The sequence below is a fragment of the Streptococcus sp. HMSC077F03 genome, assembly GCF_001812375.1.
In the GTDB taxonomy this organism is placed as follows: Bacteria; Bacillota; Bacilli; order Lactobacillales; family Streptococcaceae; genus Streptococcus; species Streptococcus oralis_S.
Genome location: NZ_KV808753.1, coordinates 40251 through 56293, shown reverse-complemented (window position 1 = coordinate 56293; position 16043 = coordinate 40251). Strand labels below are relative to the sequence as shown.

Sequence of the window (16043 nt, the reverse complement as noted above, 5' to 3'; positions counted from 1 at the left end):
TACTAGGTTCATAAGTTAAGAGGAACTTAACTTAAACTCCTAAAACTTTTTCATAATAATCTCCCTATAAAATTAAGTCGCCCAATCAGGCGGCTTATTTTTTGTCTGTACGGAGAGCTAATAACTTAGCAATAGAAGAAAATAGGGAAATATGGTATAATGAAACGATAGATTTTTGAATAGGAATAAGAACATGTTTGGATTTTTTAAGAAAGATAAAGCTGTAGAAGTCGAGGTTCCAACACAGGTTCCTGCTCATATTGGCATCATCATGGATGGGAATGGTCGTTGGGCAAAAAAACGGATGCAACCACGGGTTTTTGGTCATAAGGCGGGGATGGAAGCCCTCCAAAAGGTGACCAAGGCAGCTAACAAGATGGGAGTTAAGGTCATCACGGTTTATGCCTTTTCAACGGAAAATTGGACGCGCCCAGATCAAGAGGTCAAGTTTATCATGAACTTGCCAGTCGAATTTTATGATAACTACGTCCCTGAATTGCACGCAAATAACGTTAAGATTCAGATGATTGGAGAGACGGACCGTTTGCCTAAGCCGACTTTTGAAGCTTTGAAAAAAGCAGAGGAGTTGACCAAGAACAATACGGGCTTGATTCTCAATTTTGCGCTTAACTACGGTGGTCGTGCTGAAATTACGCAGGCTCTTAAGGGCTTGGCTCAAGATGTTCTAGATGCTAAAATCAACCCTGGTGACATCACAGAAGATATGATTGGAGACTATCTTTTCACGCAACACCTGCCAAAGGATTTGCGAGATCCTGATTTGATTATCCGTACGAGTGGTGAGTTGCGTTTAAGTAATTTCTTGCCATGGCAAGCAGCCTATAGTGAGCTTTACTTTACGGATACCTTGTGGCCTGATTTTGATGAAGCCGCCTTGCAGGAAGCTATTGCTGCTTTTAACCATCGCAATCGCCGTTTTGGAGGAGTTTAGGAGAAGATATGACCAAGGATTTACAAAAGAGAACATTGTTTGCGGTATTGGCCCTGGCAATTTTCCTTCCAGTCTTGTTTGCAGGAGGCCTCTTGTTGCAGATAGGGATTGGCTTGTTAGCGATGCTAGGCGTCCATGAACTCTTGCACATGAAGGGACTAAAGACTATGACCATTGAGGGTGCTTTGACTCTTTTTGCGACCTTCGCTCTCACAGTTCCTTTGGAAAATTACCTAACATTTTTGCCTGTTGATGGAAATGTGGTTGCCTATAGTGTTCTGATTACCATAATGTTAGGGACGACCGTTTTCAGTAAAAACTATACGATTGAAGATGCCGCTTTCCCAATTGCTGTGAGCTTTTATGTTGGTTTTGGCTTCAATGCCTTACTAGATGCTCGGGTGGCAGGTTTTGACAAGGTACTTTTGGCCCTTTTTATCGTTTGGGCGACAGATAGCGCAGCCTACCTGACAGGGATGAATTTTGGTAAACATAAGCTGGCTCCGAGAGTTTCTCCTAATAAGAGTATTGAGGGCTTTGTTGGGGGTATTCTAGGTGCGGTACTGATAACAGTGATTTTCATGTTAGTGGACAGCACAGTTGCTCTTCCTTATGGGATTTATAGAATGAGTCTCTTTGCAGCCTTCTTCAGTGTGGCAGGTCAGTTTGGTGACTTGATTGAGAGTGCCATGAAACGCCATTTCGGTGTTAAGGATTCTGGGAAATTTATCCCGGGACATGGCGGTGTGTTGGATCGCTTTGATAGCATGCTGATTGTATTTCCAATGATGCACTTATTTGGCCTGTTTTAAAGAAAGGAATATTGAATGATTGGATTGCTAACCTTTATCCTGGTTTTTGGGATTATTGTGGTGGTGCATGAGTTTGGACATTTTTATTTTGCCAAGAAATCAGGCATTCTAGTTCGTGAATTTGCCATTGGTATGGGGCCCAAGATTTTTTCCCATATCGGTAAGGATGGCACTGCTTATACCATTCGAATCCTTCCTCTAGGAGGCTATGTTCGTATGGCAGGCTGGGGTGATGATGCGACAGAAATCAAGACAGGAACTCCAGTCAGTTTAACACTTGCTGATGATGGTAAGGTCAAACGGATCAACCTCTCAGGGAAGAAACTGGATCAAACGGCTCTTCCTATGCAGGTAACCCAGTTTGACTTTGAAGACAAGCTCTTTATCAAGGGGTTGGTCTTGGAAGAAGAAAAGATTTTTGCAGTAGATCACGATGCAACGGTTGTTGAAGAAGACGGAACCGAAGTGCGCATCGCTCCTTTGGATGTACAGTATCAAAATGCTTCTATCTGGGGCAAGCTCATCACCAACTTTGCAGGCCCTATGAATAACTTTATCTTAGGTGTTGTTGTTTTTTGGATCCTGATCTTTTTGCAGGGCGGTGTTAGAGATACTCAGACCAATCTCTTTCACGTCATGCCAGAGGGCGCTTTGGCTAAGGTAGGTGTAGCTGAGACCGCCCAAATTACCAAGGTCGGCTCGCATGAGGTTAAGAATTGGCAAGACTTGACCCAGGCTGTGGAAGCAGATACCAAGGACAAGACAGCCCCGACCTTAGATGTGACCATTTCTGAAAATGGTAGCGAAAAACAAGTCACGGTAACGCCAGAAGAAAATCAAGGACGTTATATTATCGGGGTTCAACCGGGAGTCAAGTCAGACTTTCTATCCATGTTTGTTGGTGGATTTACAACCGCTGCTGATTCAGGGCTTCGTATCCTTTCGGCTCTGAAAAACTTGATTTTCCATCCAGATTTGAACAAACTCGGTGGTCCCGTTGCCATTTTTAAGGCAAGTAGCGATGCTGCTAAAAATGGTCTTGAGAATGTCCTCTATTTCCTAGCTATGATTTCCATCAATATCGGGATTTTTAACTTGATTCCGATCCCGGCTTTGGATGGTGGAAAGATTGTGCTCAATATCCTAGAGGCTATCCGCCGGAAACCCCTTAAACAAGAAATTGAAACCTATGTCACCATGGCTGGTGTAGTTATCATGGTTGTCTTGATGCTAGCTGTGACCTGGAATGACATTATGCGACTCTTCTTTTAGATAATCGAGGAATATTATGAAACAAAGTAAAATGCTAATCCCAACGCTTCGCGAAATGCCAAGCGATGCTCAAGTTATCAGCCACGCCCTTATGTTGCGTGCTGGTTATGTTCGTCAAGTTTCTGCTGGTGTTTATTCTTACCTACCACTCGCTAACCGTGTGATTGAAAAGGCTAAAAACATTATGCGCCAAGAGTTTGATAAGATTGGTGCGGTGGAAATGTTGGCTCCTGCCCTTCTCAGTGCCGATCTTTGGCGTGAATCAGGTCGTTATGAAACCTATGGTGAAGACCTTTATAAATTGAAAAACCGTGAAAAGTCAGACTTTATCCTAGGTCCGACACACGAAGAAACTTTTACAGCTATTGTTCGTGACTCTGTCAAGTCTTACAAGCAATTACCACTCAACCTTTACCAAATCCAACCGAAATACCGTGATGAAAAACGTCCACGTAACGGACTTCTCCGTACGCGTGAATTTATCATGAAAGACGGCTATAGTTTCCATGCTAATTACGATAGTTTGGATGTGACTTATGACGAGTACAAGGCGGCCTATGAACGTATTTTTACTCGTAGTGGCTTGGACTTCAAGGCCATCATCGGTGATGGTGGCGCTATGGGTGGTAAGGATAGCCAAGAATTTATGGCCATCACACCTGCTCGTACAGACCTTGACCGCTGGGTTGTCTTAGACAAGTCAGTTGCCTCATTTGACGAAATTCCTGCAGAAGTGCAAGAAGAAATCAAGGCAGAATTGCTCAAATGGATGGTTTCTGGTGAAGACACCATTGCCTACTCAAGTGAGTCTAGCTATGCGGCTAACTTAGAAATGGCAACAAACGAATACAAACCAAGTAACCGTGTCGTCGCGGAAGAAGAAGTGACTCGCGTCGAGACTCCAGGTGTAAAATCCATCGATGAAGTTGCAGCCTTCCTTAACGTCCCAGAAGAACAAACAATCAAAACCCTCTTCTACATGGCAGATGGAGAACTTGTTGCAGCCCTTCTAGTTGGAAATGACCAACTCAATGAAGTTAAGTTGAAAAACCACTTGGGAGCAGATTTCTTTGACGTTGCGAGCGAGGAAGAAGTAGCAAATGTTATCTCAGCTGGCTTTGGTTCGCTTGGCCCAGTTGGTTTGCCAGAAAATGTGAAAATCATTGCAGACCGTAAGGTACAAGATGTTCGCAATGCTGTTGTGGGGGCCAACGAAGATGGTTACCACTTGACGGGTGTGAACCCAGGTCGTGATTTCACTGCAGAATACGTGGATATCCGCGAAGTTCGTGAGGGTGAAATTTCACCAGACGGACAAGGCGTTCTTAACTTCGCGCGTGGTATTGAGATCGGTCATATTTTCAAACTCGGAACTCGCTACTCAGCAAGTATGAGCGCAGATGTTTTGGACGAAAATGGCCGTGCTGTGCCAATAATTATGGGTTGTTACGGTATCGGTGTTAGCCGTCTCCTTTCAGCCGTTATGGAGCAACACGCTCGCCTCTTTGTCAATAAAACGCCAAAAGGCGAATACCGTTATGCTTGGGGAGTTAACTTCCCTAAAGAATTAGCACCATTTGATGTGCACTTGATTACTGTCAATGTCAAAGATGAAGAAGCGCAAGCCTTGACAGATAAACTTGAAGCAAGCTTGATGGGAGCTGGTTACGAAGTCTTGACAGACGACCGTAACGAACGTGTCGGAGTGAAGTTTAGCGATAGTGACTTGATTGGGTTGCCAATCCGTATTACTGTTGGGAAGAAAGCAGCTGACGGTATTGTAGAAGTTAAGATCAAGGCGACTGGTGACACCATCGAAGTTCATGCAGACAACTTGCTTGAAACGCTTGAAATCCTCAGCAAGAAATAAAAACTATAATCAGAAGAAAAACAAGGCAAAAATGTAACTAGTTTTTACCTTGTTTTTTCTATATAATGGGGAAAATGAGTAAATGAAGAGGTAAAGCTATGCTAAAATTTCCAAAGGATTTTGTTTGGGGTTCCTCCACTTCTGGACCACAGACAGAAGGACGAGTGCCAGGTGACGGCAAGGGGGACAATCTCTGGGATTATTGGTATCAGGTGGAACCTAATCGCTACTACAATGGGATTGGACCTGACAAAACATCGACTTTCTATGAAAACTGGGAAAAGGATATTGAGCTTTTGGTAGAGACTGGGCATACAGCCTTCCGAACTTCTATCCAGTGGTCTCGTATTTTCCCACAGGGCCGTGGAGAGGTCAATCCGCAAGGGGTGACTTTCTACCGTCAGGTTTTTGAGGCTATTAAGGCCAAGGGCATTCTCCTCTTAGTCAATCTCTATCACTTTGACCTGCCTTTTGCTCTGCAAGAAGATGGGGATGGTTGGGAAAATAAGGCGACTGTCAAGGCTTATGAAGACTATGCTCGTTTTTGTTTTGAGACTTACGGTGACTTGGTAGACCAATGGATTACTTTTAATGAGCCCATCGTTCCGGTAGAGTTTGGCTATTTCTATGATGCCCACTATCCTCATAAGGTAGATGCCAAAGCGGCGGTTAAGGTTGCCTATCACACACAACTGGCTAGTAGTCTTGCGGTTAAGGCTTGTCATGAGATTTTGCCTGATTCTAAGATTGGGATTGTTCTCAACTTGACACCAGCCTACCCACGTAGCCAGCATCCCGCGGATGTCAAGGCCGCTCGCATTGCCGATCTCTTCCAAGCTCAATCTTTCCTAGATCCGTCTGTACTGGGAGTTTATCCAGAAGAATTAGTAGAAATCTTGTCTGAGCATGATTTGCTGCCAGAGTACACTGTTGAAGAGTTAGAACTCATTCGTGAGAACATAGTTGATTTCCTTGGAGTCAACTACTACCAACCTTTGCGTGTTATGGCGCCGCGTTTTGCTAAACATCCAGACAGTCCCCTCTTGCCAGAACATTTCTATGAGCCTTATATCATGCCGGGCCGTAAAATCAATCCTCACCGCGGTTGGGAAATCTACGAGCAGGGGATTTATGACATCGCTCAAAACATCAAGGAAAATTATGGCAATATCGAGTGGATGTTGACCGAAAACGGCATGGGTGTTGAGGGTGAAGATAAATTCCGTGAGAATGGCATGATTCAAGACGACTATCGTATCGACTTTGTCAAAGGTCATCTGCGTGAACTTCACCGTGCCATTGAAGACGGAGCCAATTGTAAGGGTTACTTAATCTGGACCTTTATCGACTGCTGGTCATGGCTCAACAGCTATAAAAATCGCTACGGTCTGGTTGAGCTTGACTTGGAAACGCAGGAACGTCGCCTGAAGAAATCAGGCCACTGGTTCAAAGAACTCAGCGACCATAATGGATTTTAAGAATAAAAAGAGTGAGATGGTGTTCATCTCACTTTTTATTACAATATCATCACTAAGGTCCCGATCGTAATCAGGATACAGCCAATGATTGTTTTAAACGTCAGGACATCCTGTAGGAAGAAAACGGCTAGAACGAGGGTAATGACGAGACTGAATTTATCGACAGCAGATACCTCAGTCGCATTGCCCATCTGTAGGGCCTTGTAGTAGCAGAGCCAGGAGGCGCCAGTGGCCAAACCAGATAAGATGAGAAAGAGCCAACTTTTTTTACTGATGTTGACAATTTCGGTCTGACTATTGGTCAAGAAAACCATGGCCCAGGCCATAAGAATGACGACGACTGTCCGAATAGCGGTTGCTAGATTGGATGGAACTCCTTCAATCCCAATCTTGGCTAAAATTGACGTTAAGGCTGCAAAGATAGCTGATAAAAGTGCGAAGAAAAACCACATGGCAAATACCTCCTCCCCTTATTATAAGTAATTGATGCCGACTTGTCAGGTATCAAGTGAAATATTGATAAAATACCAGATAGAAAAACTATACCAATTTTTCTTCTTGACAAGTGAGAAAAACAAGTATATACTGTTTTTGCTGATTCCGTAAAGTGAGAATTAGACTATACCAATTTAAGGAGAAAGCACAGCTGGTCTGTGTCGTATATACTATGTGTGGAATTGTTGGTGTTGTTGGAAACACAAATGCAACTGATATTTTGATTCAAGGGCTTGAAAAGCTCGAATACCGTGGTTATGATTCTGCGGGAATTTTTGTCCTAGGTGGTGCTGAAAATCATCTAGTCAAGGCTGTCGGTCGTATCGCAGAATTATCTGCCAAGACAGCAGGTGTTGAGGGGACAACTGGTATTGGACATACGCGTTGGGCGACTCACGGAAAACCAACTGAGGACAATGCTCACCCACACCGCTCTGAGACAGGACGTTTTGTCTTGGTGCACAATGGAGTGATTGAAAACTACCTTGAAATCAAGGAAGAATACCTTGCAGGTCACCACTTCAAGGGGCAAACCGATACAGAAATTGCCGTTCACCTGATTGGGAAATTTGCAGAAGAAGATGGTCTCTCAGTTCTTGAAGCCTTCAAAAAAGCCCTTCACATCATCCGTGGGTCTTATGCCTTTGCCTTGATTGATTCACAAGATCCTGAAGTCATCTATGTCGCTAAGAACAAATCGCCGCTTTTGATTGGTCTTGGAGAAGGCTACAACATGGTCTGCTCAGATGCTATGGCTATGATTCGTGAGACCAACCAATACATGGAAATTCATGACCAAGAGTTGGTAATCGTCAAGGCTGATAGTGTCGAAGTTCAAGACTATGATGGCAATCGCCGTGAACGTGCTAGCTATACTGCGGAGCTCGACTTGTCAGATATCGGCAAGGGGACTTATCCTTACTACATGCTCAAGGAAATCGACGAGCAACCAACGGTTATGCGTAAACTCATCCAAGCCTACACAGATGAGGCAGGTCAAGTAGTGGTTGACCCTGCTATCATTAAGGCTGTTCAAGATGCAGACCGCATTTACATCCTTGCAGCTGGAACATCGTACCACGCAGGATTTGCTTCTAAGAAAATGCTGGAAGAATTGACAGATACACCTGTTGAACTTGGAATCTCATCTGAGTGGGGCTACGGCATGCCACTTCTCAGCAAGAAACCGCTCTTCATCTTTATCAGCCAGTCTGGTGAAACAGCTGACAGCCGTCAGGTTTTGGTTAAGGCTAATGAAATGGGGATTCCGAGCTTGACAGTGACAAACGTGCCAGGTTCAACCCTTTCACGTGAAGCCAATCATACTATGCTCCTTCACGCAGGTCCTGAAATTGCCGTGGCATCAACCAAGGCCTACACAGCACAAATCGCAGCCCTTGCCTTCCTTGCAAAAGCAGTTGGAGAAGCAAATGGCAATGCCAAAGCGCAAGCCTTTGACCTGGTTCATGAGTTGTCAATCGTAGCTCAGTCTATCGAATCAACCCTTTCAGAAAAAGAAACCATTGATGCTAAAGTTCGTGAACTTCTTGAAACAACTCGCAACGCCTTTTACATTGGACGTGGTCAAGACTACTATGTAGCCATGGAAGCCAGTCTCAAACTCAAAGAGATTTCTTACATCCAATGTGAAGGTTTTGCGGCAGGAGAACTCAAGCACGGAACCATTGCTTTGATTGAAGAAGGAACGCCTGTCTTGGCCCTCTTGTCAGATCCAGTCCTTGCTAACCACACTCGTGGAAATATCCAAGAGGTCGCAGCCCGTGGTGCCAAGGTTCTCACTATTGCAGAAGAGAATGTTGCTAAAGACACAGACGATATCGTCCTTACGACTGTACACCCATACCTTTCACCAATCTCAATGGTCGTACCAACGCAATTGGTCGCTTACTTTGCAACACTCCATCGTGGCCTTGATGTGGATAAACCACGTAACCTTGCTAAGTCAGTAACAGTAGAATAAGCTAAGAAAGTCTAGTTCATCTAGGCTTTTTCTAATGAGCAAATTTATTGAAAATAGAACTAATTAGTGATAAAATACCCTAAAACTAAAAGAGATAGCGAGGAAACGGGATGGTAGAATTAGGGATTTCAACATTTGGTGAAACAACCGCTCTGGAAGCGACTGGGCAGATTTACAGTCATGATGAACGCATTCGTCAGTTGGTGGCAGAGATAGAGCTGGCTGATAAGGTTGGTTTGGATGTGTACGGGATTGGGGAGCATCATCGGGAGGACTTTGCGGTATCGGCGCCAGAGATTGTTCTTGCAGCTGGGGCAGTCAATACCAAAAAGATTCGTTTGACTAGTGCGGTCAGCATTCTCTCGAGTATGGATCCGATTCGCTTGTTCCAACAATATGCCACCATCGATGCCTTGTCAAATGGCCGTGCAGAGATTATGGCTGGGCGTGGTTCATTTACCGAGTCTTTCCCACTGTTTGGCTATGACTTGAAAGACTATGAAGCTCTCTTTGATGAGAAATTAGACATGCTCCAGTTAGTCAATGAAAAGACCAAGATAGACTGGCAAGGTCAATTGACCCAAAGCATTGCTGGAAAAGAAGTCTATCCCCGTCCAGTTCAGGACAAATTGCCATTGTGGGTGGCGACAGGTGGCCATGTCGAATCAACAGTGAAGATTGCTCGGGCAGGGCTGCCGATTGTCTATGCCATTATCGGTGGTAATCCGCGTTATTTTAAAAAATTGATTCAAGCTTATCGTGAGATTGGAAGGGATGCCGGTCATGCGGATAAAGACCTGAAAGTGGGTGCTCATTCTTGGGGTTGGATTGCTGAGGATGGCGAACAGGCTGTAAAAGATTATTTCCATCCGACCAAGCAAGTGGTTGATGCGATTTCCAAGGACCGTCCACACTGGCAGGAGTTGACCCATGAGCAATATTTGGAGCAAGTTAGTCCAAATGGTGCCATGTTTGTGGGAAATCCAGATCAGGTAGCAGAAAAATTGATTCGCATGATTGAGGATTTAGACTTGGACCGTTTCATGCTCCATCTACCGCTTGGTTCTATGCCACATGATCAAGTTTTGAGAGCTATTGAACTCTTCGGCACGCAAGTGGCGCCCAAAATACGTGCTTACTTTGCCATGAAAGAGGGGTTATAAAAAAATTTAATCGGTTGAGTCGATTGGTGAGGAACACCCATGGATTCAGCAACAGGTGGAAGTGGTACAAGGGGTAGAGCATACTATCTAGTGGAATATATACTAGTTTATACCAAGTACAAGATAAAATAGCAAAAAAGACGATCTCCGTTTGGAAATCGTCTTTTTTTGATATTCTCGCAAATACGATATCTTGTGGTTGGTGTAAACTGGTAGATAGATCTCTTATTTTATTTATCAAAACCTTGTAAGTTTTTTTGGCGCTCTTCAGTTTGACCCTTGGCATCCAATTTATTACCATTGTAGACAGTGCTTTCCCATGATCCGTACATTGGGTTAGGGAAAATGATGAATTTCTCACCAAACTCTTTTTGTAATTCCTCTAATTTTTGGTCGCGCTCAGTTTCAGAGGTCTTTGAAAACTCTGCAAAGTCCACAAGATTGTCTCCTAGTAGCATGACTAAGTTGGTTTTTTCTTGGACTGCTTGTCTACGACCTTCTTTAGATTTGACGCCTTTTTCTAAGAACATGAGATGATCGCGGCTTTGTACAGGAATTCCTTCATTTTCTAGGTTTTTGATCGTATCATCTACCTGATCTATCGTGCGGTCAGATACATAGTAAATTTGGACACCGTTTTGGTCTGCAAATTGGAGAAAATCTTTAGCACCTGGTACAGCCTTGGCTGCGGCCTTTTTTACCCAGACATCCCAGTTTTCTGGGGTAAATGCTGTTCCGTCTTTGACATTTTGTGCTTGATAAGGACTGTTGTCTAATACGGTTTCGTCCAAGTCCAAAACGATAGAGTAGGGTTTATCTGTCTGTGTTTTTAGTAGTTCTTTCAAACGATCAGTAGCGACATTATAGCCTTGTAGATAGAGTGCCTTGGTTTCAGCTGCTTTTTGATACCAAAGAGTTGACATAGTATTTTCTCTTGAACGCAACTGATCATAGGTCATTGTAACCTGATTATCAGATGTACTACTTTGTGTTGTCTGTGAATTTGCCGAATTTGTGCCACAGCCAGTCAGTAAAATGACGGAAGCAAGTGTAGAAGCAATTGTAATGGTAACTTTGGATATTTTCATAATCCCATCCTCCTAAAATAGTCTACTAATATTGTAGCGTTTTCACGGGATTTGTGCAAGGGAATATCGAGAGAAAATAAATTTTTCACTAGTAATTTGGTATTAGGATAAAATTATGTACTTAATTTGGGAATGAAGATAGATATAAAAAAATCCAATCGGCTTGATAGAAAATCTATATCAACTCCTTTTTGAAAAATAGATGAAAATAAAGTGAATCTTTGAAAGGCTAGTAACATCAAGCTTTTCAGGGATTTTTTCTTTATTGATATAAAAATTTCTAATCGAGTTGATAGTCAATATATATTGGGAAAAGGGGAAAAGGAGTGGTAAGATGGTTTCAATTCAAATGGAAGGAGAGAGGTATGGCAAGTAAAAGAGATCTAGTCTTTAGAGCGATCCGAGGCGATGAAGTGGAAAGAGTTCCTGTGGGATTTTGGTTTCATTTTGTAACACTCGAAGAAAAGGGGCAGGGATTAAATAATCCACGTATCTTTCAAAAAAGTGTTGACGGGCATCGCAACTATGTGGAAAGGATTCGTCCTGATTTTGTCAAAATTATGAGCGACGGTTTTTTCCTTTATCCAAGTAATGTCTATAGTCCTAAGGTTTCAAGCATTCAGGAGCTGACTTCTATTGAGTCGATTGGTGAGGAACACCCATGGATTCAGCAACAGGTGGAAGTGGTCCAAGCGATTCGAGAGACTTTTACCGAAGAGATTGCTTCTTTCTACAATATCTTTTCACCGATCTCCTACCTCAAGCGCTGGTTCCGTACAGAAACTTCTCGAGGAGATAGGGAAGTGGCTGACCTATTGCTTGAAAATCCTGAGCAATTCAGAGCAATTCTAGATGTGATTGCAGGAGACATTGCTTCCTTAACTCAGAAAATCATCCAGCAAGGTGGAGTTGATGGGATTTATCTCAGCACCCAGGAAATTCAAGATGAGCGCATCACACCAGCACTCTACCAAACCTATATCGAACCGAGCAATATAGCGATTTTGGAGGCTGCCAATCAGGTTGGTGGGACCAATATCCTCCATATCTGTGGTTTTGAAGGTGCGAGCAATGATGTGACGATATTTAAGGACTATCCGGCTCAAGTGGTCAACTGGGCGACCCACCATGAGGATGTTAGCTTGACACAGGGTCAAGAGTTGTTTACAGGCAAGGCCGTTTTAGGTGGATTTGAAAATGGCAAGAAAAGCTTGCTTTATCAAGGTTCCAAGGCGGAATTGCAAAATGAAACAAGACGGTTGCTGGCTGAAGCTGGTAGTAAAGGAGTTCTTCTGGGAGCTGACTGTACTGTTCCAGATGACTTTGACTTAGAGAGGTTGGACTGGATTCGGCAGGCAGCTGTTCTCTAAAAGGAGGAGCTATGAAAAGTAAAAGATGGTGCATCTTCATTGCAGTTGTCGGTTTGCTGGCTTTGGTTGCCATAAGTGTCGTAAAAAATGGGCATTGTAAAAATGGAGAGAGATGTCGTGGAGTTCAGGATTTTTCCAAGTTCAGTCTCCCCTTTCTACGCTCGAATGATATCGCAAGCAGTTTATTAGTTGAAAAAGTAAGAAATGGAGAATAAGAATGTCAGAAAAAAAAGAATGGGTTTTAAAAGCATTTAGAGGTGAAAAGGTTGATCGTGTGCCAGTTGGTTTTTGGCACCATTTCACATCCGAAGACGAATGGCTACACGGTTTCTCAAATCCAGCCATTATCGAGAAGAATATCGAGGGCCATAAGCGCTTTATCCGAGAAGTTCAGCCGGACTTTATCAAACTCATGAGTGATGGCTACTTTGCTTATCCAAATCCAGCGATTGCCAAAGGCAAATCACTTCAAGAATTGGCAACCATTCAACCACTCGGGCCAGATCATTCTTGGATAAAAGAGCAGGTGGATTTGGTTAAGAAAATCAAGCAAGAGTTTACAGAAGATATCGTTGCGATTTACAATATTTTTGCTCCTGTGACCTATCTCAAGTGGTTGCTTGGGGAAGTGTCTGGTGGCGATGACCTTATTGCGGACTTTCTGGTGGAAGATCCTGAAGCCCTTAAAAAGGTGTTGGATGTGATTGCAGAAGATATTGAGAGTCTCAGTCGAGCTGTCATCGAAGAGGCTGGTGCTGATGGAATCTACCTCAGCGTGCAGAGTATCCAAGATCAACGAGTGTCGGCAGCAGAGTATCAAGCTGTCATTGCACCTAGCGAGATAACGGTTCTGGAAGCAGCTAGTGCTGTTGGTGGTGTTACTGTTCTTCATATCTGTGGCTACGAGGGGGCGCGAAATGATATTCACCTTTTTGCAGACTATCCAGCCCAAGTCTTTAACTGGGCTGTAGGACCAGAGGGAGTCACTCTCAAGGAAGGTCGTGAGATTTTCAAGGGACGTACGGTTCTTGGAGGATTTGAAAATGGCAAGACAGGCTTACTGTATACTGGTAGCAAGGATGCCATTCAGGCTGAAGCAAAGAAACTAGTTGCAGAAGCTGGGGAACAGGGCTTGGTACTTGGGGCAGATTGTACCATTCCAAGTGATATCGCAGTTGAACGTATCCAGTGGGTGAGAGAAGCGCTTGAAAACTAAAGGAGAAAAAGATGAGTAAAAAAGCATGGATTATCGGTGGTGTAGCAGTGGTTGTAGTAATTGGGGCAACGATTATCGGGAGAAGTTTAGCTGGTGCTCCAGCCAAGGATGGAGAAACGGCTTCGTCTGCTGAAGTTATAACCTTGAAGGTTGCCCATACACAAAACTATGTACCTTATGACTTTGTCAATGAAAAAGGGGAATCAGATGGTTATGAGGTAGCTGTTTTGAAGGCTGTTGATGAGAAGTTGGCAAACTATCAATTTGAATATACGGGTACCAGTGATGATGACCTCTTGATTGGTCTGGAATCAGGTAAGTATGACATCGGAACCAAGGGAGCTTGGTACACAGATGAACGAGCTAAAAAGTTTGTCATTCCATCTGAACCAGTCGGAGCGAGCATCATCGGATTTACTGTCAGAAAAGAAGATGAACAGAAATACAAAACCATTGATGACTTTGCTAAGAATAAAGGGAAATTGGTTCCCATCTCTCCACAGAATGCTCAATGGAATGTTATCACCAGCTACAATGAAAAACATCAGGATGCACCGATTGAGCTAACAGCAGCTGAATCCTTTAAAGTGGCAGATGCCTATGCCTGGGTCTTAGAAGGACGTTATGACGCCTTCTTTGATATCAAACTGTCCTTTGAAAAAGCAGTTACCGCAGAAGATGGCCCTTACCACCAATATGCGGATAAACTCAGCTGGTTCCCATACAAGGGTATTCCAACTTATCCCTTGATTCACCGTGATGAAAAGGGTGAGAAATTCGCTAAAGAATATGAAAAAGCAATCAAAGAGTTGAAGGAAGATGGAACGCTTGCTAAGTTATCTCAGCAATACTTTAAAGAAGATGTCTTTAGTTATGTAGACAAAGACTAGACCAGAAATTCCAAGACTAGAAAGGGTTTTGCATGGTTTCTTATGATTTTTCCAAGGTCTTTCAGTTTTTGCCAACCTTATGGCAGGCACTTCCTATGACCTTGTCCATTCTCTTTTTTACCACTCTTCTTGGGTCCCTTTTTGGAGGTCTCTTGGCCTGGGCACAAGTAGGAGAAGACAAGAGTTTTGCAGCGATTTCCAAAGGCTATATCTTTACCCTACGTTGTACACCGCCGATTGTCTTGCTTTTTCTAGTCTTTTATGGCTTGCCAGAATTTCTGAAATGGTGGCTTGGTTTGGATATCAACAACTGGTCTAAAACTATTTTTGTTCTCCTGACGATGATTCTCTTGTTTGCGGCTATTGTTGCCGAGGTTTTCAAGGCGGCCTATCAAGCTATTCCAAAGGGGCAGACAGAGGCCGGGCTTAGTATTGGTTTGACTCCAAGTCAGACTTTTTGGAGAATCATTTTTCCCCAAGCTTTTCAAGTTGCTCTTCCCAATATAACGACCGCTATACTCAATCTCATGCGAGATGCTGCCTTGGCCTATACGATTGGTTTCGTTGATGTTATGGGGGCGGGGAATCTCTTGATCAGTCGCAATTTAGGGAACTACTCGCTGGAAACCTATACGGCAGTTGCGCTTCTTTACTGGGGGATTGCCTTGGTTATTTCTAGCTTGAGCCGTTTGCTTGAGAAGTCTTTGGAAACAAAAGGGAGGTAAGAAATGGATATAGACTATATTTTAAAGACCTTTCTGGAGACCTTGAAGGGTGTGCCAATCACCTTGATTATCATGATTGTGGCTATGGTCTTAAGCTTTTTACCGGCTCTATTTTTAGCCTTGGGTCAGATCTATAAGGTTCGAGGTGTGAGGAGTTTTTCTCTGGTCTATCTGGCCTTTATCCGAGCGACTCCTCCGATTTTATTGATTCTCTTCTTTTATAGTTTGTTTCCAAGTTTGCTGAATCAATTTCTCAAAAGCATAGGAAGTGACTTTGATATTTTCAAGCTTGATCCTCTCTATTATGCCTTTATCATTTATAGTTTGATGACAGTTGGGAGTTTATCGGAGATTTTGCGTTCAGCTATCTTGACGGTGGACAAGGGACAACTAGAGGCAGCGCATGCGATTGGGCTGACTACAACCCAGGCCTATCTAAGGATTGTTTTTCCTCAAGCCTTGCGCTCAGCCTTGCCTAACTTAGCCAATCTGGTGATCAATATCGTCAAAGGGACCTCCCTGGTCTTTGTTATGACCATCAAGGACATCACCGCTATTGCTCGTGTAGAAGCGTCCTACGGTTACCAGTATTTTGAGTCTTATTTTGTGATCTTTTTGCAGTATATTTTGATCTGTGGTTTGATTCAATGGGGCTTCTCCCTACTGGAGAAAGGCTATGTGAAAAAAGAAAAAAGTGCAAAAGCATCTAGCGCGCGTTTCGTATAGGAGGA

At 43.4% G+C, this 16043-nt stretch carries 15 protein-coding genes; 13 read left to right on the top strand and 2 right to left on the bottom strand.

Going from position 1 to position 16043, the window contains the following annotated elements; all coding sequences use genetic code 11:
- Window positions 1-193: 193 nt before the first annotated feature.
- From HMPREF2853_RS01145 to HMPREF2853_RS01125, 5 genes are all read left to right on the top strand, one after another.
- Window positions 194-952: an isoprenyl transferase gene (locus HMPREF2853_RS01145; RefSeq protein WP_000466705.1), complete on the top strand. Its 759-nt coding sequence runs from the start codon at window positions 194-196 to the stop codon at window positions 950-952.
- An 8-nt stretch (window positions 953-960) separates the two neighbouring features.
- The gene (locus HMPREF2853_RS01140) at window positions 961-1764 is read left to right on the top strand and encodes a phosphatidate cytidylyltransferase (protein ID WP_000159119.1); all 804 of its coding nucleotides are present in this window, start codon (window positions 961-963) and stop codon (window positions 1762-1764) included.
- 15 nt (window positions 1765-1779) lie between these two features.
- Window positions 1780-3036 carry an RIP metalloprotease RseP gene (rseP, locus tag HMPREF2853_RS01135; RefSeq protein WP_049500702.1) on the top strand — a complete coding sequence of 419 codons (1257 nt, stop codon included), beginning with the start codon at window positions 1780-1782 and terminating at the stop codon, window positions 3034-3036.
- Between the two features lie 16 nt (window positions 3037-3052).
- Window positions 3053-4906, top strand: coding sequence for a proline--tRNA ligase (locus tag HMPREF2853_RS01130; protein ID WP_070534623.1), 1854 nt, complete (start codon window positions 3053-3055; stop codon window positions 4904-4906).
- Between the two features lie 98 nt (window positions 4907-5004).
- The gene (locus HMPREF2853_RS01125; protein ID WP_070534622.1) at window positions 5005-6384 is read left to right on the top strand and encodes a glycoside hydrolase family 1 protein; all 1380 of its coding nucleotides are present in this window, start codon (window positions 5005-5007) and stop codon (window positions 6382-6384) included.
- 38 nt (window positions 6385-6422) lie between these two features.
- Here HMPREF2853_RS01125 and HMPREF2853_RS01120 read toward each other — a convergent pair whose 3' ends face one another.
- Window positions 6423-6836 carry an EamA family transporter gene (locus HMPREF2853_RS01120; protein WP_000264205.1) on the bottom strand — a complete coding sequence of 138 codons (414 nt, stop codon included), beginning with the start codon at window positions 6834-6836 and terminating at the stop codon, window positions 6423-6425.
- A 215-nt stretch (window positions 6837-7051) separates the two neighbouring features.
- Here HMPREF2853_RS01120 and glmS point away from each other — a divergent pair, with 215 nt between their 5' ends.
- Together glmS and HMPREF2853_RS01110 are read left to right on the top strand one after the other, a co-directional pair.
- Window positions 7052-8860 carry a glutamine--fructose-6-phosphate transaminase (isomerizing) gene (glmS, locus tag HMPREF2853_RS01115; protein ID WP_070534621.1) on the top strand — a complete coding sequence of 603 codons (1809 nt, stop codon included), beginning with the start codon at window positions 7052-7054 and terminating at the stop codon, window positions 8858-8860.
- Between the two features lie 110 nt (window positions 8861-8970).
- Window positions 8971-10023, top strand: coding sequence for an LLM class flavin-dependent oxidoreductase (locus HMPREF2853_RS01110; protein WP_070534620.1), 1053 nt, complete (start codon window positions 8971-8973; stop codon window positions 10021-10023).
- A 230-nt stretch (window positions 10024-10253) separates the two neighbouring features.
- Here the strand turns inward: HMPREF2853_RS01110 and HMPREF2853_RS01105 are convergent, their stop codons facing one another.
- Window positions 10254-11111 (bottom strand): 5'-nucleotidase, lipoprotein e(P4) family, encoded by an 858-nt coding sequence (locus tag HMPREF2853_RS01105; protein ID WP_000703383.1) that lies wholly within the window; start codon window positions 11109-11111, stop codon window positions 10254-10256.
- A 365-nt stretch (window positions 11112-11476) separates the two neighbouring features.
- On the opposite strand from HMPREF2853_RS01105, the gene HMPREF2853_RS01100 reads away from it, so the two are divergent.
- From HMPREF2853_RS01100 to HMPREF2853_RS01075, 6 genes are read left to right on the top strand one after another with little or no spacing between them, the layout of a single operon-like run.
- Entirely contained in the window at window positions 11477-12481 is a 1005-nt protein-coding gene (locus HMPREF2853_RS01100) for a uroporphyrinogen decarboxylase family protein (RefSeq protein ID WP_070534619.1), read from the top strand.
- An 11-nt stretch (window positions 12482-12492) separates the two neighbouring features.
- Entirely contained in the window at window positions 12493-12696 is a 204-nt protein-coding gene (locus tag HMPREF2853_RS01095; protein ID WP_070534618.1) for a hypothetical protein, read from the top strand.
- A gap of 2 nt (window positions 12697-12698) precedes the next feature.
- Window positions 12699-13697, top strand: coding sequence for a uroporphyrinogen decarboxylase family protein (locus tag HMPREF2853_RS01090; protein WP_070534617.1), 999 nt, complete (start codon window positions 12699-12701; stop codon window positions 13695-13697).
- Window positions 13698-13708: 11 nt separating this feature from the next.
- Window positions 13709-14587, top strand: coding sequence for a transporter substrate-binding domain-containing protein (locus HMPREF2853_RS01085; RefSeq protein WP_000037011.1), 879 nt, complete (start codon window positions 13709-13711; stop codon window positions 14585-14587).
- Between the two features lie 32 nt (window positions 14588-14619).
- On the top strand, window positions 14620-15312 hold the full coding sequence (locus tag HMPREF2853_RS01080) for an amino acid ABC transporter permease (protein WP_000255460.1): 693 nt from the start codon (window positions 14620-14622) through the stop codon (window positions 15310-15312).
- A 3-nt stretch (window positions 15313-15315) separates the two neighbouring features.
- Window positions 15316-16038: an amino acid ABC transporter permease gene (locus HMPREF2853_RS01075; protein ID WP_070534616.1), complete on the top strand. Its 723-nt coding sequence runs from the start codon at window positions 15316-15318 to the stop codon at window positions 16036-16038.
- Window positions 16039-16043 lie beyond the last annotated feature (5 nt).